At 35.6% G+C, this 25,031-nt stretch carries 27 protein-coding genes; 8 read left to right on the top strand and 19 right to left on the bottom strand.

Features of this window, described 5'->3' with window-relative positions; translation table 11 throughout:
- Window positions 1–48: 48 nt before the first annotated feature.
- The 11 genes from JN09_RS02345 to cdaA form a co-directional block, all read right to left on the bottom strand.
- Window positions 49–1,365, bottom strand: coding sequence for a glucose-6-phosphate isomerase (locus JN09_RS02345; RefSeq protein ID WP_204432235.1), 1,317 nt, complete (start codon window positions 1,363–1,365; stop codon window positions 49–51).
- Between the two features lie 115 nt (window positions 1,366–1,480).
- On the bottom strand, window positions 1,481–1,804 hold the full coding sequence (locus JN09_RS02340) for a S1 RNA-binding domain-containing protein (protein WP_204432234.1): 324 nt from the start codon (window positions 1,802–1,804) through the stop codon (window positions 1,481–1,483).
- A 71-nt stretch (window positions 1,805–1,875) separates the two neighbouring features.
- Window positions 1,876–2,727, bottom strand: coding sequence for a DegV family protein (locus tag JN09_RS02335; RefSeq protein ID WP_204432233.1), 852 nt, complete (start codon window positions 2,725–2,727; stop codon window positions 1,876–1,878).
- A gap of 13 nt (window positions 2,728–2,740) precedes the next feature.
- Window positions 2,741–3,184: a divergent PAP2 family protein gene (locus tag JN09_RS02330; RefSeq protein WP_204432232.1), complete on the bottom strand. Its 444-nt coding sequence runs from the start codon at window positions 3,182–3,184 to the stop codon at window positions 2,741–2,743.
- Between the two features lie 11 nt (window positions 3,185–3,195).
- A complete protein-coding gene (locus JN09_RS02325) occupies window positions 3,196–3,423 on the bottom strand; it encodes a NifU family protein (protein WP_204432231.1) in 228 nt (75 codons plus the stop codon).
- A gap of 64 nt (window positions 3,424–3,487) precedes the next feature.
- Entirely contained in the window at window positions 3,488–3,763 is a 276-nt protein-coding gene (locus JN09_RS02320; RefSeq protein WP_204432229.1) for a YutD-like domain-containing protein, read from the bottom strand.
- 2 nt (window positions 3,764–3,765) lie between these two features.
- Window positions 3,766–4,878 (bottom strand): 2-C-methyl-D-erythritol 2,4-cyclodiphosphate synthase, encoded by a 1,113-nt coding sequence (gene ispF, locus JN09_RS02315; protein WP_204432227.1) that lies wholly within the window; start codon window positions 4,876–4,878, stop codon window positions 3,766–3,768.
- A 12-nt stretch (window positions 4,879–4,890) separates the two neighbouring features.
- Entirely contained in the window at window positions 4,891–5,403 is a 513-nt protein-coding gene (locus JN09_RS02310; protein ID WP_204432225.1) for a 5-formyltetrahydrofolate cyclo-ligase, read from the bottom strand.
- Complete coding sequence (locus JN09_RS02305; RefSeq protein WP_204432223.1) at window positions 5,390–6,970, bottom strand: sensor domain-containing diguanylate cyclase; 1,581 nt, start codon at window positions 6,968–6,970, stop codon at window positions 5,390–5,392. The genes JN09_RS02310 and JN09_RS02305 overlap by 14 nt, the downstream gene beginning before the upstream one ends.
- Window positions 6,971–6,985: 15 nt before the next feature.
- The gene (locus JN09_RS02300) at window positions 6,986–7,177 is read right to left on the bottom strand and encodes a hypothetical protein (RefSeq protein WP_204432221.1); all 192 of its coding nucleotides are present in this window, start codon (window positions 7,175–7,177) and stop codon (window positions 6,986–6,988) included.
- Window positions 7,178–7,187: 10 nt separating this feature from the next.
- Complete coding sequence (cdaA, locus tag JN09_RS02295; protein WP_204432220.1) at window positions 7,188–7,925, bottom strand: diadenylate cyclase CdaA; 738 nt, start codon at window positions 7,923–7,925, stop codon at window positions 7,188–7,190.
- A 266-nt stretch (window positions 7,926–8,191) separates the two neighbouring features.
- On the opposite strand from cdaA, the gene JN09_RS02290 reads away from it, so the two are divergent.
- Window positions 8,192–10,714 carry a vitamin B12-dependent ribonucleotide reductase gene (locus tag JN09_RS02290; protein WP_204432219.1) on the top strand — a complete coding sequence of 841 codons (2,523 nt, stop codon included), beginning with the start codon at window positions 8,192–8,194 and terminating at the stop codon, window positions 10,712–10,714.
- A 58-nt stretch (window positions 10,715–10,772) separates the two neighbouring features.
- A complete protein-coding gene (gene hflX / locus JN09_RS02285; RefSeq protein ID WP_204432218.1) occupies window positions 10,773–12,008 on the top strand; it encodes a GTPase HflX in 1,236 nt (411 codons plus the stop codon).
- 65 nt (window positions 12,009–12,073) lie between these two features.
- On the opposite strand, the gene dusB is transcribed toward hflX, so the two are convergent.
- A complete protein-coding gene (dusB, locus tag JN09_RS02280) occupies window positions 12,074–13,051 on the bottom strand; it encodes a tRNA dihydrouridine synthase DusB (protein WP_204432212.1) in 978 nt (325 codons plus the stop codon).
- Between the two features lie 96 nt (window positions 13,052–13,147).
- Here dusB and hslO point away from each other — a divergent pair, with 96 nt between their 5' ends.
- On the top strand, window positions 13,148–14,023 hold the full coding sequence (gene hslO / locus JN09_RS02275; protein WP_204432210.1) for an Hsp33 family molecular chaperone HslO: 876 nt from the start codon (window positions 13,148–13,150) through the stop codon (window positions 14,021–14,023).
- 93 nt (window positions 14,024–14,116) lie between these two features.
- Here the strand turns inward: hslO and JN09_RS02270 are convergent, their stop codons facing one another.
- Window positions 14,117–14,680 carry a Maf family protein gene (locus tag JN09_RS02270; protein WP_204432208.1) on the bottom strand — a complete coding sequence of 188 codons (564 nt, stop codon included), beginning with the start codon at window positions 14,678–14,680 and terminating at the stop codon, window positions 14,117–14,119.
- Between the two features lie 101 nt (window positions 14,681–14,781).
- Between JN09_RS02270 and tilS the strand changes: the two genes are divergently transcribed.
- From tilS to lysS, 5 genes are all read left to right on the top strand, one after another.
- Window positions 14,782–16,062, top strand: coding sequence for a tRNA lysidine(34) synthetase TilS (tilS, locus tag JN09_RS02265; RefSeq protein WP_204432206.1), 1,281 nt, complete (start codon window positions 14,782–14,784; stop codon window positions 16,060–16,062).
- Window positions 16,063–16,064: 2 nt separating this feature from the next.
- Window positions 16,065–16,610 (top strand): hypoxanthine phosphoribosyltransferase, encoded by a 546-nt coding sequence (hpt, locus tag JN09_RS02260; protein ID WP_204432199.1) that lies wholly within the window; start codon window positions 16,065–16,067, stop codon window positions 16,608–16,610.
- Window positions 16,611–16,622: 12 nt separating this feature from the next.
- Window positions 16,623–18,572 carry an ATP-dependent zinc metalloprotease FtsH gene (gene ftsH / locus JN09_RS02255; protein WP_235985165.1) on the top strand — a complete coding sequence of 650 codons (1,950 nt, stop codon included), beginning with the start codon at window positions 16,623–16,625 and terminating at the stop codon, window positions 18,570–18,572.
- Entirely contained in the window at window positions 18,562–18,816 is a 255-nt protein-coding gene (locus JN09_RS02250) for an RNA-binding S4 domain-containing protein (protein WP_204432197.1), read from the top strand. The genes ftsH and JN09_RS02250 overlap by 11 nt, the downstream gene beginning before the upstream one ends.
- Before the next feature lie 64 nt (window positions 18,817–18,880).
- Window positions 18,881–20,377 (top strand): lysine--tRNA ligase, encoded by a 1,497-nt coding sequence (lysS, locus tag JN09_RS02245; RefSeq protein ID WP_204432195.1) that lies wholly within the window; start codon window positions 18,881–18,883, stop codon window positions 20,375–20,377.
- 67 nt (window positions 20,378–20,444) lie between these two features.
- On the opposite strand, the gene JN09_RS02240 is transcribed toward lysS, so the two are convergent.
- The 6 genes from JN09_RS02240 to JN09_RS02215 form a co-directional block, all read right to left on the bottom strand.
- Window positions 20,445–20,996: a hypothetical protein gene (locus tag JN09_RS02240; RefSeq protein WP_204432193.1), complete on the bottom strand. Its 552-nt coding sequence runs from the start codon at window positions 20,994–20,996 to the stop codon at window positions 20,445–20,447.
- A 116-nt stretch (window positions 20,997–21,112) separates the two neighbouring features.
- Window positions 21,113–21,982 carry a class II fructose-1,6-bisphosphate aldolase gene (fba, locus tag JN09_RS02235; RefSeq protein WP_204432192.1) on the bottom strand — a complete coding sequence of 290 codons (870 nt, stop codon included), beginning with the start codon at window positions 21,980–21,982 and terminating at the stop codon, window positions 21,113–21,115.
- Window positions 21,983–22,072: 90 nt separating this feature from the next.
- Complete coding sequence (gene pyrG, locus JN09_RS02230; protein ID WP_204432191.1) at window positions 22,073–23,686, bottom strand: CTP synthase; 1,614 nt, start codon at window positions 23,684–23,686, stop codon at window positions 22,073–22,075.
- 110 nt (window positions 23,687–23,796) lie between these two features.
- Entirely contained in the window at window positions 23,797–24,345 is a 549-nt protein-coding gene (rpoE, locus tag JN09_RS02225; protein WP_204432190.1) for a DNA-directed RNA polymerase subunit delta, read from the bottom strand.
- Window positions 24,346–24,403: 58 nt separating this feature from the next.
- On the bottom strand, window positions 24,404–24,751 hold the full coding sequence (locus tag JN09_RS02220; protein WP_204432189.1) for a DUF1934 family protein: 348 nt from the start codon (window positions 24,749–24,751) through the stop codon (window positions 24,404–24,406).
- Entirely contained in the window at window positions 24,748–25,029 is a 282-nt protein-coding gene (locus tag JN09_RS02215) for a hypothetical protein (RefSeq protein WP_204432188.1), read from the bottom strand. The genes JN09_RS02220 and JN09_RS02215 overlap by 4 nt, the downstream gene beginning before the upstream one ends.
- Between the last annotated feature and the right edge of the window lie 2 nt (window positions 25,030–25,031).

Below are 25,031 nucleotides of genomic sequence, written 5' to 3'. Positions count from 1 at the left end.
AATGTATAACATTTCGCACGTTGTAAAAGAAAAAAGGCGTTTACACGCCTAGTTTTCGAGTTTTTTCTCTAGTGCTGCTTTAAGGTCTTCGAATCCTTTTTTGCCAAGTAAGGCAAACATGTTTTTCTTATAGGATTCAACACCTGGTTGATCAAATGGGTTAACATCTAATAAATAAGCTGACATTGCACAAGCTTTTTCAAAGAAGTATACCAAGTAACCGAATGTTTTCGCGTTGATGGTTTCGATTTCTAAAACAATGTTTGGAACGCCGCCATCGACATGAGCTAATAAGGTTCCAAGGAATGCTTTCTCATTAACGAATTGCATCGATTTGCCAGTTAAGTAGTTAAGTCCATCTAAATCGACCGGTTCTGATGCTATTAACACATCTTCTTTTGTATGTCCGACTTTGATGACTGTTTCAAATAAGTCTCTCTTACCGTCTTGGATATATTGTCCGAGGGAGTGAAGATCTGTTGAGAAGGCTGCACTAGCCACGAATAAGCCTTTATGGTCTTTACCTTCAGATTCGCCGAATAGTTGTTTCCACCATTCTGACATATATACTAATGAAGGTTCATAGTTTACTAGCATTTCAATCTTCTTGCCTGATTCATAAAGTCTGTAACGAAGCTTAGCATAATCATAGGCTACGTTAGACTCAGTGTTGAAGTCATGGTAGGCTTTTTTAGCCCCTTCCATCATTTCGTCAATATCGATGCCTGCTGCAGCAATTGGAAGTAATCCAACAGCAGTTAAAACAGAGAATCGACCTCCAACATCATCAGGAATTACAAATGTTTCATACCCTTTTTCATTGGCTAATTGTCGCAGTGCACCCTTAGATTTATCAGTAGTTGCATAAATACGTTCTTTCGCCTCAACTTCACCGTATTTTTCTTCAAGTACGCGTTTTAGTATTCTAAATGCGATTGCTGGTTCGGTAGTTGTTCCTGATTTTGAAATTACATTGATTGAGAATGATTTATCTTTTAAATAGTTGATTAGTGAGTCTGTGTAGGCTGCACTAATATGATGACCTAAGAAAATAACTTCTAAGTCATCCTTACCAAGGAATGGTTTACGTAACATTTCAAGTGCTGCTTTAGCCCCTAGGTAAGACCCACCAATTCCAATAACAACCAATACTTGTGATTGTTGTTTTATTTTTAGTGCTGATGCTTTAATACGTGCATATTCCTCTTTATCGTAATTAAGAGGTAACTCAAGCCAACCTAAAAAGTCGTTGCCTTTGCCAGTCTTCTCATGAATCATTTTATGAATGCTTTTAGCTCTTTCATCGACGAATTTCGGGTTGTCATTTAAGAAAGATAATACGTGCTTTTGATTGATTTTTATCATGTTTTACACATCCTTTTTATTCTCATTCATTATATCACTATTTATATTAAATAGATTTAAAATAAGCCTTAAAACGGTTTCAAGTTGAAAAATGGCTACTCTTTATGAGTAACCATTAGCTAGCCTTGCGTTCTTTAATCCATTCAGGAAGTTTTTCATCCAGTGTTTTAAAGCCAATTTTCATATCACAGATTTTGATTTTCTTAGTTCTATCACATTTTTTATAACTAAGTTTTAATTGCTTGTTTTCTTCATCTACTTCAATGATAACTACTTTGACCATGTCACCAACCATCGCAAATTGATTGATATCACGAACATACTTATCGGAGATTTCTGATATATGAATAAGCCCTGAGTATTCCCCTATTTTTGCAAATACGCCATAAGGTGCAATCCCTGTTATGGTTACATCTACAATATCGCCTTTATCATACATAGTTCTCACCCCTTTTTAAAATTATATCATAGCAATCATTAAAAGAAAAAAGAAAAAGAGGTATTTACCTCTTATTCATGTCCTAAATAAATTCCCAAACCAGCTCTACCAACATGCACAGCAATGACTGCTGAGATTTTGTCAGAAAGCTTGATTTGAACGTTATCATATGTTTCTTTTACTTCTTTAATAAATTTATTGGCCAATTCTGTTGTAGTTGTATAGGATACCCTAACGACAGTCTTTGCTTTTGAAGCAAGTTTACCAACTTCCGAAACCAAATATTTAACCACATTATCACTTGAACGCACTTTATGTTCAACTTCAAGCTTGCCTTGATCAAATCGAAGAATTGGTTTGATTTTGAGTAGGTTCCCAATCATCCCTTGAAGCTTGGATAATCTACCACTTCTAACAAGTAACATCAAATCATCTACTGTAAAGATTAAAGAGCCGGTTGAAATTTGATTCTTCATGGCTTCTAGAACCGCATTAGGAGAATCTAATGTTTCTGTAAACATCACAAGTCTTTCCGTTAAGTACTCTGCCCCACAAATGGCACTCTTTGTATCAAAAACAGTGACTTTAGAGGGATCTTCTAACATATCTTTTGCTAAATTAGCACTGTTGTTAGTTCCACTTAAGGAGGCACTTACTGTTAAACAAATAACGGACTCATAACCATCATCTAAAAGCGCTTGATAGGCATTCATAAATCTGTTTGGAGCAGGCTGTGACGTCGAAACTTTGACGTGTTTTGCCATATATTCATATATTTCTTCATTACTAATCTCGCCATCTCGGTAAACTTTATCGCCAACGATGATGTCAAGATATACTACTTTGATATCTTTTTCTTTGATAAAGGATTCACTCAGTTTGAATGTTGAGTCTACTACAATACCAATTTTGTTTTTGTTCATTAATTGTCCCCTCTTATTTAGTTAATGGAAACCCCAGTAGGGCACATGAAATACCCAATAACACCCCAAAGAAGACTTCAATTGGAAAGTGTCCAAGTGGTTCTTTTAAAGGGTTGCCTTTATTGATATCATCTACATCCATCTCAAGTTTCTGGGTAACTTTGTTTAATATCATCGCATGCTTAGATGCTTCAAGTCTTATTCCCATTGAATCATGAATAACCACTAGGGAAACCATTAAACTGATGGCAAAATAGAGGTCTACACCTCGATATAAATAAATACTCGCAGTCATCGCAGTAACAAGTGCACTATGTGAACTTGGCATGCCGCCGGTTGATATAAGTGCGCGATAAATCGGTTTCTTCTCTTTATAAGAAACAGTCACGAACTTCAACAGCTGTGCCGCGAGTAAAGCAATGATTGAATTAAGTATAATCTCATTCGAATAGTCCATAAAATCCTCCGTTATACGTTGATAACTGCGATGACTCCTGGAACGTTTTCTAATAACATTGTTTCGATACCTTGTCTTAAGGTAACATCAATTAATCCGCAGCCATCACATGCACCTAGCATTTTAACATATACTATGCCATCTTCAACAGAAACAATTTCAATGTCTCCACCGTCTCTATGCAAATATGGTCTTACACGTTCAATTAATTCGTGTACTAATTTGGTTGTTTCATCCATATTGATAACCCCCTCCTTGCGATAATAGTATAGACTATTAAACAAGCATTTTCAAATGATATAATCACTTGGCTTTTTTTACACGTTTTAAAATGTAATAACCGCATTGATAATTACAGGATTCATTTAAATAGTCAGGGATAGTTTTGAAAGAGTTTTTGTCTTTAATATCACTTGTAAATCCTTTTAATCTTAACATTTCTGAAGCTACATCGCCTACGATGTAATCAAATCGGTCGAATGTATCGACATAGCGATCTTGAAACTTAGCAATATCAAACGAATCTTTGGTTTCGCTTATGAGTTCAAAATCTCCTACTGTTGTTTCTATAAGTTTCATAGTTACTCCTTTATTAATAACACAATTGAACTGGCAGCAATTGCTTTTCCAGCCCCAATCGAGTCTAGTTTTTCATTGGTTGCAGCCTTGACGTTTATCAAGTCTAATTCTATTTCTAACAGCGTTCCTATCGACTCTTTAATACTACCTATAAATGGCGCCATTTTGGGCTTTTCTGCAAATACACATGTGTCTATATTAGCAATTCTATATCCGGCTTCTTTCATTAAGAGAGCTGCTTTCTTTACGATTACTTTTGAATCTAAGTCTTTATTTTTAGGATCTGTATCTGGGTAGAATGTTCCTAAATCCCCTAGCCCGAGCGCCCCTAAAATTGACTCTGCTACTGCATGTAACAATACATCCGCATCGCTATGTCCAAGGAGACCTTTTTCATAAGGTATTTCTACACCACCAATGATGAGTTTTCTGTCTTCAACCAATTGATGAATATCATAACTTTGTCCTATTCTCATTGTATTATCTCCAATTTCCCTTTCAAAAAGATCAATGTCTTCTTGATAAGTTATTTTATCATTGTTATCTTCGTGAACGAGAATGCCTATTTCATTATTATATAGGCTTTTATACAACGAAATATCATCTGTAAATTGCCCTATTCCTTCTCTATATGCACTTTTAATCTCTTTAGTTAGAAATGCTTGCGGCGTTTCTGCTTGATAGAGTAGCTTTCTGTCTAAAAGTTTTAAATGTTCACTTTTTTGATAGACTGTATCGGTTATTCTTTTAGCTAGAAAGCAGGCACTATACATCGCTAGTCCATTTTCGACTTTATCAATTAGCTTTTCTGTAATTCTTGGCCTAGCCGCATCATGGATGAGTACAAACTTTCTGGTAACCATCTTTAGTCCTCTAGCAACACTTTCAGAACGGTCTTTTCCCCCATAAGTAATCTTAACTGACTTATCCAAGTAATCATTAAAGAAAGACTCATCTTCTTTGTTGATGACCACTATGACTTCATAGTCTCTTTTTAGAAATGCTTCCACACTGTATAAGAGAATTGGTTTTCCCTTAACAAGGTATCTTAGTTTGTTATAACCTAAATTCACTCTGGTTCCTGACCCAGCAGCAACAATTACGCAAGAATACATGTTCTAAACCTCCTATAAGACTTCATCTAACAAAATATCGTGAGCTTCTTTATTAATACCTTTAGTTTTAAACATCGGGTATGTGATACCTAGTTTATAGCCTATTTTATCTTTTAAATAAGCATCAAAATAACCTTTGCCGTACCCTATTCTTAGTAAACCTGAGGTTCCGACACAGGGAATCAAATACAACTCACAGTCATCGATAGATTGATTGGACTTACTTACTTGTTTGGTTCCGAAAGGCGCATCTTCTAGTTTATCTAATGAATCAATCATCCGGTAAACCAGTGTGTTATTCTCCACATTAGGTAAATAAAAAACTTTTTCTGGGTATAAGGATATTAGTTCTAGCAGATTAGGTTCGTTTTGGATTGGATAATATAACCCAACATGAGTAGACTTTATAAACAAAGGGTGTGACTGGAGCTTATCCGAAATGTCGTTTGTAAGGTTCTTCTGCTCTATTGGATGAAACATTTTACGAATCTTAAGTGATTCAATACGAAACTCATGCTTTGTCATGAATATCACTGTAGTAACATGCATTCATTTGATAGTTTGGATTCTTAGCAATCTTTAAAGCTTCTTTAGCGTGTGCTAGGACATCTGCTCCAGTTTCTTTTTGGTGATATGCACTAGAAATACCAACCATCACTTCGACTTCTGTTTGGATGGCACCATAAGACATTGGTAAATTCATGAAGGTATCTTTAGCGTGAATGCCTTGTTTGATTAGATCCATTTTACGAGGATCCACAATAGTAACAGCAAACACTAATCCACTTATGCGAAACATCTCAGAGGATTCACTCATAAAGTTCATTTTAATCTTTTTAACGTATTCTCCCATCAACATGTTGCCGATATTTCTACCGTATGAATCGTTAATCGAAGGGATATTGGATAACTCGAATAACATAAGTTGGAAGATTTTATTGTTTTTGATTAAATGGTCGATATGAACGTTTAACTCTAATTCTCCAGATAAACTATCCAATTCATCAATTTCTGTTTTTTGGTAGTCTCTTTGAGCAACCATTTTAAGTGCGCCCATGATGATGTTGGAATTCTTATCATCAAAGATACGCTTACCAGATTCCTTAATCCAAACATAATGCCCATTCTTTAAAAATCTATAAGTCGTTTTATACGACTGTTTTTTCATTGTTAAGCTACTTAAAACCCCTAAATAGGTTTGTAGGTCTTCTTCTTTAATGAACTTATGATAATCATTAAAATCAATGGTATTAGACTCTAATCCGGTCATTTTAACGAATTGATCATTCCCCCAAATGAAGCGTTGATCCAAATCAATATAGAACAAGCCTTCTTCAGATAACTCCAGTGTCGCAATAAATTTTAGACGCATACTCTCTAGTTGGTTTTCTGTTTCTTTTAAGTGCTTTTCAACTGTTAGTAAATCAAAGTCACTACGTTTCTCCCCAATATTAATTCTGCCTTTGTATTTACCTAAAATAAATAGAGGTTGTTCAACCGTATGAAGCATTACAGACTTGCCTTCATAGTTTTGAAATAGCATTTCATGCTCTTCTTTTTGTTTCGGTTTGACTTGAGTCTTATAGGTGTCATAATACGTTTCCATTGCACGGTTGTTTGTATCTACACCATCAAATGTTGTAATACGAATGCTTTTATTAAAGACTTCAAACAGTGTCTTACCAATGATTTGTTCTTTTTTAAATCCTAACTCTTCACAGACACTTTCAGACATTTCTTTAATGCGATCTTTTTGATCGACCACATAATAAGCATTCCACTTAGTAGCTTTGATTGATTGAATGAACAACTGGTAATGATTTTTTGAGAATATGACTTTCTTAATCACAATCGCGCTACTAATAATGAAGATGATTAAAGTAAGAATGCTGTGATACATAAAAACTGATTCAATTTCGATGCCAAATACCTTTAAATCCAGAAAAAATACATAAGGAATTAATAAGAGTGTATTTAGAATTCCAAATGATAAAAAGAAGCGATATTGCTTCTCATCTAAAACGCCTATTAGAAAAATAAACAGCGTTGCACATACTGATAAAATTAACGGAAAAAAGGGATATAAAGACATAAAACGCCTCCCAGTCTATTCAAAAATATTGAACTTATATGCGTAATATAAAACCACTACTAACCCGACGATCACAAAACTCACAAACACTTTGAACCATGGGTTTTTATTAGAATAACTAACAATTGTATCTGAGATCCTAGATAACCCGACTTTGCGAATAGGGTCTAGTAAATAGGATCCAATTGTCATTAGTACTTTTTTCATAATAGGCCTCCTACTTCATGAACATGTTAAGGTATTCGTAGATCTTCTCTTTATCGTTTGCCTTTAACATGATCCCTTCTAGGACGATTGAAATGGTCCCCGTTTCTTCTGATACAACAATGGTAAGAGAATCTGATACTTCACTAATTCCCAGTGCTGCTCGGTGTCTCGATCCCATGGTCTTATCATACTTAGTTGTTTCTGACAAAACATAATAAGCCCCGGCACAACGAATAGAGTCTCCTCTAATAATGACTGCCCCATCATGTAGTGGGGTAAGTGGGGTAAAAATATTAATTAAAAGTTCTTTTGATACTTGGCTATTCATCATAATAGCACGTTCAGCATATTGATCAAGTGAACTATGTTTCTCAATCGTAATTAAGGCACCGATGTTTTGACTAGATAAATATGTGACCGCCTCAACGATATGTTGTTTAGTTTCTTGAGAACCCATCGTCGCAATGTCTCTTTTGGAATCGATTGTAAAAGCCGACTCGAAACTTTTTCTAATGTCTGGTGCAAGAACCACAATGATAATAATTGGCAGATACTCTAAAGCCACTTTTAAGACATCGCTACTTAGCGTTAATCCAAGTTTGTCAGTTAACAATTCAACCAAATATATGAATATTAATAGCAGCAACATTCTAAATACACGTTTGCTAGCTAAGAAAAAACTTAGTAAAAAAAAGACCACAATCCATAGTATATATCCATCTAAAATCATTAATAATGTTTCTTTCATAGTGTCACGTCCTTCTTTACTAATTATATCATAGGTCTATGTTAGTTGAATATTCATTCTCTTTATCTGTAATCTTTTTCTTATAATGAAAATTAGTTGCATTATAAATAGTGAAATTTTCATTTCTAACGCATTTCTATGTAAAACGGCTAAACAAAGACATATAGACAAAAAAGGGCTGAAAATAGGTTGAAATTTTACAAATATTCTACTTGTTTTTGCGCCTATAAACCCTTATAATCAAACATACAAGGAAGGGTGTTCTCATGAGTTTATATCAAGAATCTTTAATCAAAAAACTGAATCAAGACATCACAAAGTATTACCCACACTTACACACCATTACAGAAGACATGCACATGTCATTCTCAGGGGTTTCAAGACTTGTAATGCTAGACAGGTACACACAAAAGGACTTATCTTTAGTCTCTTTAGCTGTTGGAGACTTAGTCGTATCTATTATAAAGCATGACCCAAAATTCCCTGCAAGAGGGATTGGTTATGTTACAAAAATAGAAAATCAACATGTCTATATTAAGGTAGACGATGAATTCATTGGTCAAATTGGCGATGATCACATCGATGGCGTCATAAAAAGAGAATTTAGAGAAATCGAAAAACCTCTAGAAGTATATTATGAGCAAATCGCAAAACGCGTCGGTTTTAACCTTGGTGAAGGCGAAGACCAATCCTTGAAAAATGCGTTTTACAACGAACTAAAAAACTTACACTTGATCCCAGCTGGTAGAATTCTCTATGGTGCTGGTTCACAATCACAAGTGACTTACTTCAACTGTTATGTCATGCCTTTTATTGAGGACTCAAGAGAAGGCTTAGCCATCCACCGTAAAGAAGTCATGGAAATTATGGCAAGAGGAGGCGGGGTTGGTACTAACGGATCAACTTTACGTCCAAAAAATGCACTTGCTAAAGGCGTTAATGGTAAATCATCCGGTTCAGTATCTTGGCTACATGACTTAGCACAACTTACCCACCTTGTTGAACAAGGCGGTTCTAGACGTGGTGCGCAAATGATTATGTTAGCAGACTGGCACCCTGATATCATCGAGTTTATCATCTCTAAGATGCAAAATCCAAGAATCCTTCGCTTCTTAATTGAAAACTCAAACGATGATTACATCAAACAACTTGCTAAAGACAAATTAAAGTTCAAACCACTTTCAAACGATGAATATAACATGTATCAACAAATCATTGAGTTGTCTGAACATAACAACAGTCTATTCTCTTCTTCTATTGTCGAAGAAGCTAAAAAATTGATTTTCGATGGTGGTAGATATGATGTTACTAACCCTGATTTCTTAACAGGAGCAAACATAAGTGTTGCGATTACTAAAGACTTCATGGAAGCTGTTGAAAATGACACACTTTACAATCTTAAGTTCCCAGATCTAGACAACTATACTAAAGAACAAAAAGCATTCTATGATAAAGAGTGGAAAAATGTAGGGGATGTAAGAACTTGGGAACAAATGGGTTATCCAAGCCGTGTATACCATACGATTAAAGCCAGAGAACTTTGGAACTTAATCAACGTATGTGCTACATACTCTGCAGAACCCGGTATTTTCTTCATCGATAATGCCAATGACTATACAAACGCAACTTCCTATGGTCAAAAGGTTGTATGTACAAACCCTTGTGGCGAACAACCTCTAGCACCTTATTCAGTATGTAACCTCGCAGCGATTAACTTAGCGACTATGGTAAATCCGGAAACCCATGAAATTTTATGGGATCAACTGAAAACAACCGTAAGAAATGGTATTCGTATGCAAGATAATGTCATCGACCAAACTTACTACTTCTTAGAACAAAACAAAAAACAAGCACTTGGTGAACGTCGTATCGGTATGGGTGTAATGGGTCTTCACGACTTATTGATTTATGCAAACTTACGTTATGGTTCAAAAGAAGGTAATGTGTTAGTGGATAAGCTATTTAAGTTTATTGCGACTACAGCTTATGAAACCTCTATCGAACTTGCTAAGGAAAAAGGATCATTCCCATTCCTAGAACAATTCGGTTCTAGAGAAGCTTTTGTTAAAGGCAAGTTTGTTCAAAAACTCCCTAAACATGTCCAAGAAGGCATCTTAAAACATGGTATTAGAAACTCACACCTATTAACGATTGCGCCAACCGGCTCAACCGGTACAATGGTTGGTGTTTCCACTGGGTTAGAACCATACTTCGCATTCACCTACTTCCGTTCTGGTAGATTAGGCAAATACATCGAAGTTAACGCAAACATCGTTGAAACCTATTTAAGCATTCATAAAGAGTACACTAAAGAAACTTTACCAGATATATTCGTACCTGCTATGGAATTATCTCCAGAAGAACATGCCGATGTACAGTGCATCATCCAAAACTGGGTGGACTCCTCGATTTCTAAAACAGTTAACGCACCAAAAGGTTATACCGTTGAAGATGTTGAACGTGTATACATGCGTCTTTATAAAGGTGGCGCTAAAGGCGGTACCGTGTATGTAGACGGTTCTAGAGATGCACAAGTATTATCCCTTAAGAAAGAAACTGAAACACCAGTTCAAGTAGATATGACGGATTTAGGTGTTGAAATGCCTAAGGCTCAAAGTCAAACTCATAATGATGAGATTAATACACCATTAAGATCTGACAGACAAGACCGTGAAATCGGTGCAGAAGTCGGTAACTTATGCCCAGTATGTAGAGAAGGCGTAGTCCAAGACGTTGGCGGATGTCATACTTGTACAAACTGTGGTGCACAACTTAAGTGCGGATTATAGTATAATAAAGAATAGCGACGAGCTATTCTTTTTTTTGCAAGAGGGAGGGCGTGATTTTGTGGATAGAGCAATCGTAGTTGGACTAGATATGGGTTTATACAATATGGAAGCATCTCTAAACGAACTAAGCAGCTTAGCGGATGCTGTTAACATTAAAGTGGTGGACAAAGTAACCCAGAAAGCCGAACTTCCAAACGGAAGATTTTACATTGGGAAAGGCAAAGTAGATGAACTAAAGACAGCCATATCAGTACTTGATATTGATTTGGTTATTTTTGATGACGTATTATCGCCTGCCCACATCAGAAATCTAGAAAAGGAACTGGATGTGCAAATCATCGATAGAAGTTTCTTAATCCTACAAATATTCTCAGAAAGAGCCAAAACCAAAGAAGCTGTACTAGAAGTATCCCTTGCACAACAAAGGTATATGTTACCAAGGTTAATTGGCATGTCCGAAAGTCTTTCAAGACAAGGTGGGGGTTCGTTTAATGCTAAAGGTGCAGGTGAAACCAAACTAGAACTTGACCGTAGACGCATTTTACAAAATATCACCAAATTAGAACGAGAACTTGAAAAGATCCAACAAGAAAAAGACACTTCAAGAAAACGCAGAGCCGTTGATGAAACCCCTGTTGTATCATTAGTCGGTTATACAAACGTAGGGAAGAGTGCTACACTAAATAGTCTCATTGAAGTCGCAAGCAATCCTATAAAAAAAGATGTATTCGAAAAAAACATGTTATTCGCTACTCTAGAAACACACACCAGACGCATCAAACAACAAAAGAAACCACAGTTTATACTTTCTGATACCGTAGGGTTTGTTAGTAGATTACCCCATGAACTGGTTAGAAGTTTTGAATCAACCTTAAGCGAAGTGGTTCATTCAGATTTAATCTTACACATCATGGATGGTTCTACTAATCAAAAGACTGTCCAAGAAGAAACCACTTTGGATGTTCTAAAATCCTTAAAGGCTGAAATGATTCCACGTCTTCGCGTTTATACTAAAAAAGATTTAATGATTGGCGATTTACTGAGCCATGATGCCGATTGCGTCATCTCCAATAAGACTAAAGAAAACATCGACAAGTTATTTGAACTGATCTATCTAAGACTATTCGGTGAAGAAACGATTATTGATCTAAAAGTACCTTATAAAGACAACGGGATTATATCCTCTTTAGAAGAAAACACAACCATTTTAGAAAAAAATTATGATGATGTTTATGCCTATTACAGGGTAAAGCTTCATGAGAAACAAATCAAAGACTACAAACAATTCTTATAACTAAAAAAGCACAAATTGTGCTTTTTTTTATTTAAAATCCCAGGATTTCTCCTGGGATACATATATTAAATATATTGATCAAAGTAATCGTTGATGATTTTTAGAAACTCATCATATTTTGACACCTTGGATAACAATGCTTTAGCTTCTTTGGCATCTTTTAACCCTTTGAAATACCAAGTCCCTTGACCACGCATTTGAAGCATTGCTAAATGTTCGCCCTTTAGATCTTTTAGTGAGTTAGCATGCTCAATAATCATTTCTTTGATTTCTTTATAGGTTGGTTTTGGTGCCTCAACACCATGTTCTAAATAATAATTAATATCATAGAATACCCATGGGTTTCCTAAGGCAGCACGGCCAACCATCACTGCATCCACGCCAGTATAATCAAGCATATATTTCGCGCTCTTACCGTCTTTGATGTCTCCATTGCCTATGACTGGAATATTTACCGCTTCTTTAACTGCTTTAATCACATCTAAATCTGCTTTTCCTGTGTACATTTGACTTCTAGTTCTTCCATGAACTGTGATCGCATCAGCTCCTGCTTCTTCGACCTTTTTCGCGATCTCGACCGCATTAATGCAGGTCGAATCCCAACCCGTTCTGATTTTAACAGTCACCGGTTTACTGACTGACTGTTTAATGGCTTTAATGATTTCATAGATTTTATCTGGGTCTTTTAATAATGCAGCACCTGCTTGTGCCTTTTGAGCCACTTTAGGAACAGGACACCCCATATTGATATCAATGATATCGCAATCGGTATTTTGATCAACATACTTAGCTGCAAGCACCATTGAATCTATATCCGAACCAAAGATTTGTTGAGCATATGGATGTTCTCCAGGAAGACTTTGAAGCAATTCTTTTGTCTTAGTATTATCGTGCATTAATCCTTTGTCGGAAACCATCTCAGCAAATACAACCCCAGCACCAAGTTTTCTTGATATGAGTCTATAAGATGCATTGGATACTCCAGCCATTGGCGCAAGCACTACTTTTGAATCTATTTCTATATTTTTGATTTTAAATGACATATCTAAACCTACTTCCACGTAGTGTATTTTATCACATACGCAAATATTATCAACTAAGATGTTTCTTATGGTATCATATTTCATGAGGTGTTAATTATGAATGACTATTGTTTAACAGCAACTGCCTATAATGGTGAAGCTAGAATATATGTCGCTTACTCTAAAAACTTAGTTGAAGAATCTAGAAAAATACATGGCACATGGCCAACTGCAACTGCAGCAATAGGAAGGTTCTTAACAGCTTCTGCCATGATGGGCTTAATGTATAAAAACGATGAAACAATCACCCTTCGTATTGAAGGCGATGGCCCTATTGGGTTTATGTTAGTTGAAGCAGATGCTTATGGAAATGTAAGAGGCGATATCAAAGAACCAAACGTATATCTCACTTACAATAATGGTGATAAAGCTGGCAAGCTGGCAGTAGGAAAGGCGGTTGGCAACGGCTTTTTACACGTGACAAAAGATTTAAAACTTAAGAACATGTTCACATCATCCATCGACTTACAAACAGGTGAGATTGCCGATGACTTCACTTATTATTTCACATCAAGTGAGCAAACACCATCTGCAGTAGGGTTAGGTGTTTTAGTAGACGTTGATCAAACCACCAAACAAGCAGGCGGATTTATTATCCAACTATTACCAAACGCAACCGAAGATACGATTGTTAAGATTGAGTCTGTGTTATCTAAAATATCTGCCGTGACGGATTTATATGAAAATGGTCTAACGCCAGAAATGATTATGGATTTATTATCTGGTGGAACCCATCATATATTAAGAAATCAACCTATTCAATACCACTGTCCTTGTTCAAAAGACAAGTTTAAAGTGTCCCTATCTAAGGTCGATAAAGCTACCCTTGATTCAATGATTGAAGAGGACAAAAGCGCGGAAATCGTTTGTCATTTCTGCCACAAGAAATACCATTTTGACGTAGTAGAATTAGAAGAAATTAAAAAGATGTAGATACCTATTAGGAACGAATATAATCGTTCCTTTTTTATTTTTAAGCGTAAAAAAAGATCTATCGGAAAACGATCAAGTCATCCTTATAGATCTTTATTCTTCTTTATTTGTGAATGTTCTAAGTTCAGTTAGAAGCTGTTTTAATGGTAATCCCACGATTGTGAAGAAATCTCCACTATAGTGTTCAACCAATTCCTTACCAAGGCCTTGTATTGCATAAGCTCCTGCCTTATCCATAGGTTCTTTGGTTTTGATGTATTCATAAATCTGTAAGTCGTTATAGTCATTCATCCATACTTCTGCCAACGTATGGAAACATACTTGTTTATCTTTACTCATGATACAGACACCTGTATAAACCTCATGGTGATTTCCGGAAAGCATCTTAAGCATACGGTAAGCATCTTCTTCATCTTTAGGTTTGCCCAACACTTGTCCTTCATAAACGACAATCGTATCTGCAGCAATAATGATATCATCTGGATTAAGTTCAAAAACGGCCTTAGCTTTTTTTTCAGCAAGAAATAAAACCATCTTGTCAGGTCTCATGCGTTCTTCTACTGTTTCATCTACATTGAGTGAAACAACCTTAAATTCTACACCCGCATCTTCAAGAAGTTTTTTTCTTCTGGGCGAATTGCTAGCTAAAATGATCATGTCATTCCTCCATTTAGACCATTATAACACAATAGAAATCTTTCTGCATAAAAAAATAATACATGAAATGTGATATAATTATCAAGTAAAAGAGGGTTATTATGGTCAAAGAAGCGTTAAAACAATTAAATAATTATCCTAATAAACCATTAATCGTCTCTGTTTCAACAGGGGTGGATTCAATGGTGCTTTTGCATGCACTAAAAGACTTAGACCACAAAATCATTGTGGTCCATTTCAATCATCAAAAGCGTGAAGCATCTTCTGAAGAAGCCGTGTATCTAGAGAATTATTGTAAAGTATATAACATCCCTTTTGAATATAAAATCTTAAGTATATCTGAACAAAACTTCCAAGATGAAGCCAGAAAAGAAAGACACCAATTCTTAGAAGAAATCGCAAAAAAATACCACACGACTTATATTCTTACCGCTCATCACTTAAATGATTTAGCTGAGACGGTTCTAATGAAGTTATCTAGAGGGTCTAATCTCTATGGTTATAGTGGCCTACAGTATAGTACAATCATCAACGGTTTTACTTACTTAAAACCATTGTTGTCTGTTCCTAAAGTTGCCTTATATGACTATGCAAAAAAAGAACAAATTACCTACTATGAAGACGAATCTAACCAGTCATTAGACTACACAAGAAATCGTTATAGACACTTAGTAATCGATACACTAATTAAAGAGAATCCTAGTTTCCTAGAGAAAGTATCCCAATACAGTAATCATCTCTATGAAGCCTTTTCCTATATTAGAGGTAATTCAAGTGCTTATTTGGAAGCCAATAAAAACACTATTGATATTAATACATTCAAAGACTTACATATCACCCTTCAGAAGGACATTATTGCCTTACTACTTGAAACCCATAAAATTAGCTTTAACCAATCCAAAATGAATGCCGTTTTGACATTCATATTGAATTCGGGTCCGAATAAAACTTATGTACTAGATGATGTTTACTTTTTTAAAAAGACATACCATAAAGTATCGATAAGTAAGCAAAAGAAAATCGTGACTTTTAGACAGAAACTTGAACTAGATGCCTTTAATGTTCTTGAGAATATGGGCTATGTCACATTTTTGAAAGATACTAGCAATATCGCTATTTATGAAATAAATATATGTTATAATAAATTAGCGTTGCCTCTTTGGGCACGTAAACGTAATCCAGGCGATGTTTTAGAGTTTGATTATGGTCATAAAAAGCTTAAAGACTTCTATATTGATAAAAAAATACCAAAAGACTTTAGGGACAAGGACATAATCATTACAGATAACAACAATCGGATTCTATCGGTATTAGGTAGATATTACAACAAAAGTTCGGATTTAAAAGATGAATTAACACTACGCTATAAGAGAGGGCTATAGAAATGTTAGAGAAAGACATCGAAAGAATATTAGTAACTGAACAAGAAATTAAAGACATCTGTAAGAGACTGGGTAAACAAATCACCGAAGACTACAAGCACGTAGATAAACCAATTTTATTAGGCCTATTAAAAGGGTGTGTCCCTTTTATGAGTGACCTTGCAAAAGAAATCGATCTAAAAATCGAAATTGAGTATATGGATGTTTCAAGTTATCACGGCAACATCACATCCTCTGGTGATGTAAAAATCCGTAAGGATATGAACACCTCAGTTGCAGGCAGGGATATCTTGATTGCTGAGGATATCGTCGATACAGGTAAAACCATCGACACAATCATCAAACTCTTAAAGCATAGAGGGGCAAAAAGTGTTGAAGTTGTAACACTGCTTGATAAACCTGAAGGCAGAATCATCCCATTTGAACCTAAGTATGTTGGCGTAACCATTCCAAAAGCTTTCGTCTTGGGCTATGGTTTAGATTATGATGAACTTTATAGAAATCTACCTTATGTAGGCATTCTAAAACAAGAAATATATAAGAAATAGTGAGGGCTACACATGCAAGAACCAAACAAAAAACCAGTGCAGAAGAAACCAGCAATGAATTTTGGCATTTATATTCTATTTGCCGTAATTTTATTCGGGAGCTTCTTCTTTTTACAAAACCTATTCAAACCAGGCGTTCCTGAATCATTAACACCAAGTGAGTTTGAGACCAAACTGAACAATGATGAATTTAGAGGTATGACCATCAAATATACACCAATTGGTGGTGAAGATGCGAATACTTATAAAGTAAGCATTTCAGATGCTGATGGTACACAGTATCAATTTGAAATATTCATGCCAGCACTAAATGAAATCATCAATCAAATTGATGCATCTGATAATATCACTCTAAAATATGTCGAAAAATCTACGATTACAATCTGGACTGTGTTAATTAACATCATATTCCCAATTGTTTTAGTCATTATTCTAGTCGTAATCTTATTCCGTTCAATGAGCGGAGGCGGAAACAACAAAGCCTTTGAATTCTCCAAATCAAGAGCTAGATTATCTAACTCTAAACTTGTCACATTTAAAGATGTTGCAGGTTGTGATGAGGAAAAGGAAGAACTTGTTGAAGTGATTGACTTCTTAAAATTCCCTAGAAAATATAAAGAAATGGGTGCAAGAATTCCAAAAGGTATTCTTCTAGTCGGTTCTCCTGGTACAGGTAAAACCCTACTTGCTAAAGCCGTTGCCGGTGAAGCATCCGTACCATTCTTCTCTATTTCAGGTTCCGACTTCGTAGAAATGTTTGTTGGGGTTGGGGCATCTAGAGTAAGAGATTTATTCAAAGTAGCTAAAGAAAATTCTCCATGTATCATTTTCATTGATGAAATCGATGCAGTTGGTAGACAAAGAGGCGCAGGTATGGGTGGTGGACACGATGAACGTGAACAAACACTTAACCAATTATTAGTAGAGATGGATGGATTCAATCCAAACGCTGGTATCATCATCATGGCTGCAACCAATAGACCTGATGTATTAGACCCAGCGCTATTGAGACCAGGCCGTTTTGACAGACAAATCACAATTGACCTACCAGATGTTCTTGGTAGAGAAGCTATCTTAAAAGTACACGCAAGAAACAAGAAAGTTTCAGATAACGTTAAATTTGAGGATGTTGCTCATAGAATCCCTGGATTTTCTGGTGCCGATATTGAAAACTTATTGAATGAAGCTGCACTCTTAGCGGCAAGAGCTAACCGTAAAGTCATTGAAATCTCAGACATAGATGAAGCTGTCGATAGAGTTATGATGGGGCCTGCTAAAAAATCTAGAAAAGTAACTGAACATGAACGTAAAGTGATTTCCTATCACGAAGCAGGACATGCCGTAATCGGTATCAAACTTGAACATGCAAACATTGTTCAAAAAGTGACCATCATTGCCCGCGGTAAAGCTGGAGGATATAACTTAATGTTACCTGAAAACGAAACATACCTAGAAAGTAAGAGTTCACTTCTAGCTAGAATCACAGGATTACTTGGTGGTAGAGTCGCTGAAGAATTAATTTTTGGTGATGTGACTACTGGTGCTTATCAAGACTTCCAATCCGCAACTAAGATCGCAAGAGCAATGGTTACAGAATTTGGTATGTCTAATTTAGGCCCAATCCAATATGAATCCAACACTGGATCTGTGTTCTTAGGTAGAGACTATTTGAAAGAAAAGAATTTCTCCGACCAAGTCGCATTAGAAATCGATAAAGAAGTTAGAGAAATTATTACTACGTGCTATGACAATGCGAAAAAATTACTTGTTGAACATAGAGTATTATTAGAGACAATTACCCATTACTTATTAGAAGTGGAGACACTTAATAAACAAGATATTGATGAAATTGTTGCGACTGGAAAACTATCTTGGTGGGAAAATAGAAAAACAGAACCTGTTATCGAAGAAAACCCACTAGACATTAAAGAAAGTCCGTTAGAACCTAGCCATGAGGCTTGATAAGTATTTAAAAGTATCTAGAATTATCAAAAGACGAACCGTTGCCAAAGATGCAGCCCTAGCTGATTTAATTCTAGTTAACAATAAAGTGGCTAAACCAGCCACAACCATTAAACCAAATGATATTATAGAACTTCACTTTGGTTTGAAAATATTAACAGTAAAAGTGGTTCAGACTGAATTACCAAAGCGAAATAGTGATGAAATGATGTTTGAACTTATTAGCGAAGTTAAAAAGTCATAACGGTGTTATGGCTTTTTTATTGAGTATCATGTATAATAGATATGCATTTTTAGGAGGAAACTATATGGATATTCTAGAATTAACCGAACAAGAACGCATTAGACGCGAAAAAATGAACGAATTACGAGCTAAGGGCATTGATCCATTTGGTTCTAAATTTGACAGAAAAAATACAACAAAAGAAATTAGAGATCGTTATGAATCTTTCAACCATGATCAACTAGAAGAAATGAAAGTTGAAGTGGTTATTGCTGGTAGAATTATCCGTAAACGTGGACAAGGTAAGGCTGGATTCTTACACTTACAAGACAGAGACTCAAACATCCAAGTTTATGTTAGACAAGATACTGTAGGGGAAGACCAATTTGATATTTTCGTTAAAGGTGACTTAGGCGATATTATTGGTGTTAGAGGGATTGTATTCAGAACTAAAACGGATGAACTATCTGTTAAAGCTTTAGAATACACTCACTTAACAAAAGCACTCAGACCACTTCCTGACAAGTTCCACGGCCTTCAAGACGTTGAAGAAGCTAGACGTAGACGTTATGTAGACTTAATCGTTAACGAAGAATCTAGACGTATCGCAATGTTACGTCCAAGAATCATCAGAGAAATTCAAAAATATTTTGACGGCAGAGGTTTTATCGAAGTTGAAACCCCTGTTCTACACTCAATTCTAGGGGGCGCTGCTGCACGTCCATTCGTAACACACCACAATACACTTGATATGCCATTTTATTTAAGAATAGCTACTGAATTACCGTTAAAGAGATTAATCGTTGGTGGTATGGAAGCTGTTTATGAAATCGGTAGATTATTCCGTAACGAGGGTATGGATGCTAAACATAATCCTGAATTTACTACCATTGAAGCTTACTTAGCGTATTCAGATATGGAAGGTATGATGGACTTAGTTGAAGACGCTATGTCGACTGTTACTTATAATATCTTAGGTACTTACGACATCACTTATGGTGAAAAACAAATCAAAATGGCTCCAAAATGGGCTAGAGTTCACATGGTAGACGCCATCAAAAATATCACTGGCGTAGACTTTTGGACAATTGATGACCTTGAAACAGCCACTAAGGTTGCTAAAGAAAAAGGCGTCCATGTTGAAAAACACTTTGGTGTTGGACATATCATTCAAACATTCTTTGATGAATTTGTAGAAGATACGATTACACAACCTACTTTTGTATATGGACACCCAATCGAAGTATCTCCACTGGCTAAGAAAAACTTAGAAAACCCTAGATTCACTGACCGTTTTGAATTATTCATTGATGGTAGAGAATATGCGAATGCTTTCTCTGAGTTAAATGACCCAGTCGATCAAAGAGGTCGTTTCGAAGATCAATTAAAAGAAAAAGAACTTGGCAACGATGAAGCAACCGAAATGGATATTGACTTCGTTGAAGCGCTTGAATATGGTATGCCACCAGCTGGTGGACTTGGAATCGGTATTGACAGATTTATTATGTTGATTTGTAACGTAAATAACATCAGAGACGTCATTCTATTCCCACATATGAAACATAAACCTGAAGTTAAATAATGACTTGCACCCTAGAAATAGGGTGCTTTTTTTATACTGTTAAGAAAAAAACACACTTTCGTGTGTTTTATAGTAATCCTAATTCATCTGCGATATCAAAGAAAATATTCCCGATTGGATAGAAGTCCAGTTCCAATTCTTTATAAATACCTTCTGTCACATGATCGAGTTTTTCATGTAGCTCTTGAGAAGCATCTTCTTTCTTCTCTAAAATCGTTAGAATTTCATGTTCGATATCAATGAGCGATTGCATATGGGATTCATTTGGTTCTTCGATTGCTCCAATGAGTTCATTTTGAAAGTCTAGCGTATCTAATAAAAGAATCACAGTTTTAGCATGACGATCAAGTTCTTCAATGTTACCTTTGTAATCATGTTCTAAAACTAACTTAATGTTTTCAAAAGCATCAAAAACATAGTAAAAACCCGTTTCAAATATATTTTGTTCGTCTAATTGTAAACTCTTCTCTTCGATTTTCTTTGTGTATAAAAACTCCAATACATCAAAGACATGTTTAAAACGTTCTGTTATTAAAGAGTTCTTCTCTTTGAGTGCTTCAACCAAATCGCTTGATTCCAAAATCCAATTGGCGTAATCGTGAAATAGTGCATCAGTCATTTTAACACCTCCAACTTAATATAATTATACAAATAAATCATAAGTAATCAATACTTTTACAAAAATAACGGATGAGTTAAGAAAAAACATCTCACGAATGAGATGTTATAAATTAATTAGTTAGCTTTACCAACTGATCCGAACATTGTTAGTTTTTCTCTAACGATTGCTTTGATAGCTTCAACACCAGGTGCTAATAATTTACGTGGGTCAAAACCTTTAGCTTCAAGATCTTTACCAGCTTCGATGTATTTTCTAATTGCTGCAGCGAATACTAATTGAAGTTCAGTGTTAACGTTGATCTTAGTTACACCAAGTGAAATAGCTTTTTGAATCATTTCAGATGGAATGCCTGTACCACCATGTAATACTAAAGGTACACGGTTAGTAGCTTCTTGTACAGCTGCTAATACTTCAAAGTTTAAGCCTTTCCAGTTTGCAGGGTATTTACCATGAATGTTACCAATACCTGCAGCGAATAGGTCAACGCCTAATGATGCGATTAGAGCACATTCTTTTGGATCTGCTAATTCACCAGCACCGATAACGCCGTCTTCTTCTCCACCAATTGAACCAACTTCTGCTTCAACTGAAACGCCTCTAGCATGACATGCTTCAACGATTTCTTTTGTTTTTGCAACGTTTTCTTCGATTGAATAGTGAGAACCATCAAACATAATTGAAGTGAAACCAGCTTCTAAAGCCTTATATGCGCCTTCATAAGTACCGTGGTCTAAGTGAACTGCAACTGGAACAGTCATACCCATTGCGTCGTGTAATTCTCTTACCATCGCCATAACTAAACGATAGCCACCCATATATTTAGCGGCACCTTCAGATACCCCTAAGATGATTGGTGATTGTAATTCTTGTGCAACTTGTAGAGTTGCTTTTGTCCATTCAAGGTTATTGATGTTGATTTGTGCTACGCCATAACCGCCATCTCTAGCCTTCAATAGCATTTCTTTTGCTGAAACTAAAGCCATGAATAAGTCCTCCTTGATATTTTAATATTTCCAATGTTATTATACGCTTAATACGTGTAATTTACAATTGATTAGTGATGTAAACGCTTATCATTCGTTTGTTTGATTATTGTGTGCTGCTTCAATAAATCCTTTAAAAATAGGATGTGGTCTTAGAGGTCTTGAAAGAAACTCTGGATGAAATTGACAAGCAATAAAGAACGGATGATTAGGTAATTCGATGATTTCCACGAGATTCTCTTTCTTATTTACCCCAGACAACTTCATTCCATAGGATAGGAAGGCCTCTTTATAGAAGTTATTAAATTCATAACGATGGCGATGTCTTTCTTTGATTGAAGTGGTCTGATATAGTGAGTACGCTAGCGATTCAGATTCTATTTCACAGTCATAAAGACCTAATCGTTGAGTGCCTCCTAAGTTCTTAGTTAAATCTTGATTAGTCATAATATCAATGATTGGGTATTTTGTATTAGGATCAATCTCTGTGGTAGTGGCTAGCCCAATACCCATGACATTTCTCGCAAACTCAATGGCTGCTAACTGCATGCCATAACAGATCCCAAAGAAAGGTAGGTTATGGGTTCTTGCATACTTTATCGCAGCTATTTTGCCATCGGTAGCACGTTCACCAAATCCACCAGGAACGATTAAACCTTTACAACCATCTAGTGCTTTTTCTACATTGTCTTCGGTTATCTTTTCTGCATTTAGGAATTTAATATTTACTTGGAGACCTTGATGGTATCCTGCATGCTTTAACGCTTCAACAACCGATAAATATGCATCGTGTAAACTGACATATTTACCAACCAACCCGATTTGAATTTCTTTCTTGGACTCTTCAATGCTCTTGATAAGAGATTCCCAAGGAGACAAATCCATTGGTTTACTAGGTTCTATTTCAAAGTGTTTCAAGATCCATTCATCAATGTCTTGTTTATGTAGATTTAGGATTGCCTTATAAAGAATGTCGACATCCACTGACTCAAATACATGGGTTGATTCAACGTCACAAAACAGTGCGATTTTTTCTTTGATAGATTTTGAGACGGGTACTTCACTTCTTAGAACAATCATGTCTGGAGATATGCCTAATGAACGGAGTTCTTTAACACTATGTTGAGTTGGTTTGGTTTTTATCTCTTTAGCAGCTTTTAAGTATGGTAATAGGGTTGTGTGAATATAAAGGGTATTCTTTTGTCCAAAATCTCTTCTTGCCTGTCTAATGGCTTCTAAAAAAGGTAATGACTCGATGTCGCCAACAGTCCCACCAATCTCAGTAATCACAACATCTGCATTAGATGCTTTTGCTACAGCCTTTAATCGATCTTTAATCTCATTGGTAATATGAGGAATAACTTGAATGGTTGCACCTAAATAGTCGCCTTTCCGTTCTTTATCGATTACAGCCTGATAGATTTTACCAGTCGTTACACTTGATTCCTTTGATAAATTCTCATCAATAAATCGTTCATAGTGTCCTAAATCCAAATCTGTTTCACAACCATCATCGGTGACAAATACTTCACCATGTTGAAAAGGGGATAGAGTCCCTGGATCAACGTTGATATACGGATCGAACTTTTGCATGAAGACTTTAAGTCCTCTGCTTTTCAATAGCTGGCCAATAGTTGAGGCCATAATGCCTTTACCAAGCGAAGAAACAACCCCGCCTGTAACAAAAATAAACTTCGTTTTCATCATTTATCTCCCTATATATATAAAAATAAAAAGGTCCCCTATACAGGAGACCTTTTGTGAGTTGCCCTCGTTAATTATATCAAATAAGTTTTTCTGAATCAATACGAAGATTATTTATCGTACATATCTTCGTAATCGTCCATGATTTCATTGTAATCATCGTCGTCGAAGTCTAAGTCGTCGTCATCTTCATCAATATACTTAACTTTAGAAGGTTTAATTACTTCTTCATCATCGGTTAAGATTAATTCATCTTCATCGATAATGATGATGTCATCTTCCTCTTCGTCAGATTCTTCTTCGTCTTCATCAAGTTCAAGTTCTTCATCTTCTTCAGGAATATAGTAGTCTTCTACAGTTAATGTATCTTCCTCTTCTTCTTCAATGTCTTCAGTAGTATTGAAGTAAGAACCGTCTTTATCCCAAAGTTCTAAGTTATTTTCTTTTAAATCCCATTCATCATTACCGCAAAAAACGAATTTTGCTGATAAAGTCATATCAATATAAAATTGTGCCATTTTTTCAGAATCTTCTGTGGTCATTTCTTTTAATGCCACAACTTGATCCATTAAATCGTAGATGTTCTTTTTGCCTTCTGATCTAATGATTTCTTCAGCAATTTCAACCATGGATTTATTTACATAAGATTGTTTAGCCATAGTTTCCTCCTAAAATACTATATTATTGTATACGATAGTGCCCTTTTTTGCAAGACTTTTAAATAAATAATGTAAAAGTAAGGGTTTTACTCGTAATAACGCCTTCTATGTTGTGTTCGTACACTATTTTAATGCTTTCTGGACTAATTTGAAGTTTCTTTGTTTTAATAATGGTTTTGAAGGTAATACCATCTTGTCGATAATACCCCATTGTTGGAACATTTAGCATGAAGGGTTCTTGAGATTCAATCTCGCCTTCTCGTCTAATTAAAACTTCATTCAATCGATAATGAATGCTAACTAAAGCATCCACATTAGGATCCTTATAAGTGATTTTTCCAGGTGAGAAGGTGTGTTCTACTTGAAAGGTCTCCTTGTCGTTATCTGTAATTATCTCTATTGTCATGCCGCTAAGAACATTCTACCTAGAACAACAATTGCGAGGATAATCACAATTACAATTAGTAGCTTCATCATTTTCTTGGCAATCGATAAAATACCAAACACCAACACAATCACAACCCCTAGGGCACCTAAAATCTTGACCCATTCTGGAAATGGTGCAATCACGTTGTTGTAGAAATCGATGGCTAGTTGATCAAAATTAACAAGATCTTTTAAGAAGGTGTCAAAATCTCCAATTAGGCCTTTGATAAACGTCCAAATTGTTTCTAGAAATTCCATAA

The organism is Paracholeplasma morum (assembly GCF_016907055.1).
Taxonomy (GTDB): Bacteria; Bacillota_I; Bacilli_A; order Acholeplasmatales; family UBA5453; genus Paracholeplasma; species Paracholeplasma morum.
This window is presented reverse-complemented; position numbering and strand designations above follow the sequence as displayed.

Excerpts from the sequence above, each read along its gene's own strand:
- JN09_RS02345 (WP_204432235.1), bottom strand. The coding sequence starts at position 1,365 with ATGATAAAAATCAATCAAAAGCACGTATTATCTTTCTTAAATGACAAC.
- JN09_RS02340 (WP_204432234.1), bottom strand. The coding sequence starts at position 1,804 with ATGTATGATAAAGGCGATATTGTAGATGTAACCATAACAGGGATTGCA.
- JN09_RS02335 (WP_204432233.1), bottom strand. The coding sequence starts at position 2,727 with ATGAACAAAAACAAAATTGGTATTGTAGTAGACTCAACATTCAAACTG.
- JN09_RS02330 (WP_204432232.1), bottom strand. The coding sequence starts at position 3,184 with ATGGACTATTCGAATGAGATTATACTTAATTCAATCATTGCTTTACTC.
- JN09_RS02325 (WP_204432231.1), bottom strand. The coding sequence starts at position 3,423 with ATGGATGAAACAACCAAATTAGTACACGAATTAATTGAACGTGTAAGA.
- JN09_RS02320 (WP_204432229.1), bottom strand. The coding sequence starts at position 3,763 with ATGAAACTTATAGAAACAACAGTAGGAGATTTTGAACTCATAAGCGAA.
- ispF (WP_204432227.1), bottom strand. The coding sequence starts at position 4,878 with ATGTATTCTTGCGTAATTGTTGCTGCTGGGTCAGGAACCAGAGTGAAT.
- JN09_RS02310 (WP_204432225.1), bottom strand. The coding sequence starts at position 5,403 with ATGACAAAGCATGAGTTTCGTATTGAATCACTTAAGATTCGTAAAATG.
- JN09_RS02305 (WP_204432223.1), bottom strand. The coding sequence starts at position 6,970 with ATGTCTTTATATCCCTTTTTTCCGTTAATTTTATCAGTATGTGCAACG.
- JN09_RS02300 (WP_204432221.1), bottom strand. The coding sequence starts at position 7,177 with ATGAAAAAAGTACTAATGACAATTGGATCCTATTTACTAGACCCTATT.
- cdaA (WP_204432220.1), bottom strand. The coding sequence starts at position 7,925 with ATGAAAGAAACATTATTAATGATTTTAGATGGATATATACTATGGATT.
- JN09_RS02290 (WP_204432219.1), top strand. The coding sequence starts at position 8,192 with ATGAGTTTATATCAAGAATCTTTAATCAAAAAACTGAATCAAGACATC.
- dusB (WP_204432212.1), bottom strand. The coding sequence starts at position 13,051 with ATGTCATTTAAAATCAAAAATATAGAAATAGATTCAAAAGTAGTGCTT.
- hslO (WP_204432210.1), top strand. The coding sequence starts at position 13,148 with ATGAATGACTATTGTTTAACAGCAACTGCCTATAATGGTGAAGCTAGA.
- JN09_RS02270 (WP_204432208.1), bottom strand. The coding sequence starts at position 14,680 with ATGATCATTTTAGCTAGCAATTCGCCCAGAAGAAAAAAACTTCTTGAA.
- tilS (WP_204432206.1), top strand. The coding sequence starts at position 14,782 with ATGGTCAAAGAAGCGTTAAAACAATTAAATAATTATCCTAATAAACCA.
- hpt (WP_204432199.1), top strand. The coding sequence starts at position 16,065 with ATGTTAGAGAAAGACATCGAAAGAATATTAGTAACTGAACAAGAAATT.
- ftsH (WP_235985165.1), top strand. The coding sequence starts at position 16,623 with ATGCAAGAACCAAACAAAAAACCAGTGCAGAAGAAACCAGCAATGAAT.
- JN09_RS02250 (WP_204432197.1), top strand. The coding sequence starts at position 18,562 with ATGAGGCTTGATAAGTATTTAAAAGTATCTAGAATTATCAAAAGACGA.
- lysS (WP_204432195.1), top strand. The coding sequence starts at position 18,881 with ATGGATATTCTAGAATTAACCGAACAAGAACGCATTAGACGCGAAAAA.
- JN09_RS02240 (WP_204432193.1), bottom strand. The coding sequence starts at position 20,996 with ATGACTGATGCACTATTTCACGATTACGCCAATTGGATTTTGGAATCA.
- fba (WP_204432192.1), bottom strand. The coding sequence starts at position 21,982 with ATGGCTTTAGTTTCAGCAAAAGAAATGCTATTGAAGGCTAGAGATGGC.
- pyrG (WP_204432191.1), bottom strand. The coding sequence starts at position 23,686 with ATGAAAACGAAGTTTATTTTTGTTACAGGCGGGGTTGTTTCTTCGCTT.
- rpoE (WP_204432190.1), bottom strand. The coding sequence starts at position 24,345 with ATGGCTAAACAATCTTATGTAAATAAATCCATGGTTGAAATTGCTGAA.
- JN09_RS02220 (WP_204432189.1), bottom strand. The coding sequence starts at position 24,751 with ATGACAATAGAGATAATTACAGATAACGACAAGGAGACCTTTCAAGTA.
- JN09_RS02215 (WP_204432188.1), bottom strand. The coding sequence starts at position 25,029 with ATGGAATTTCTAGAAACAATTTGGACGTTTATCAAAGGCCTAATTGGA.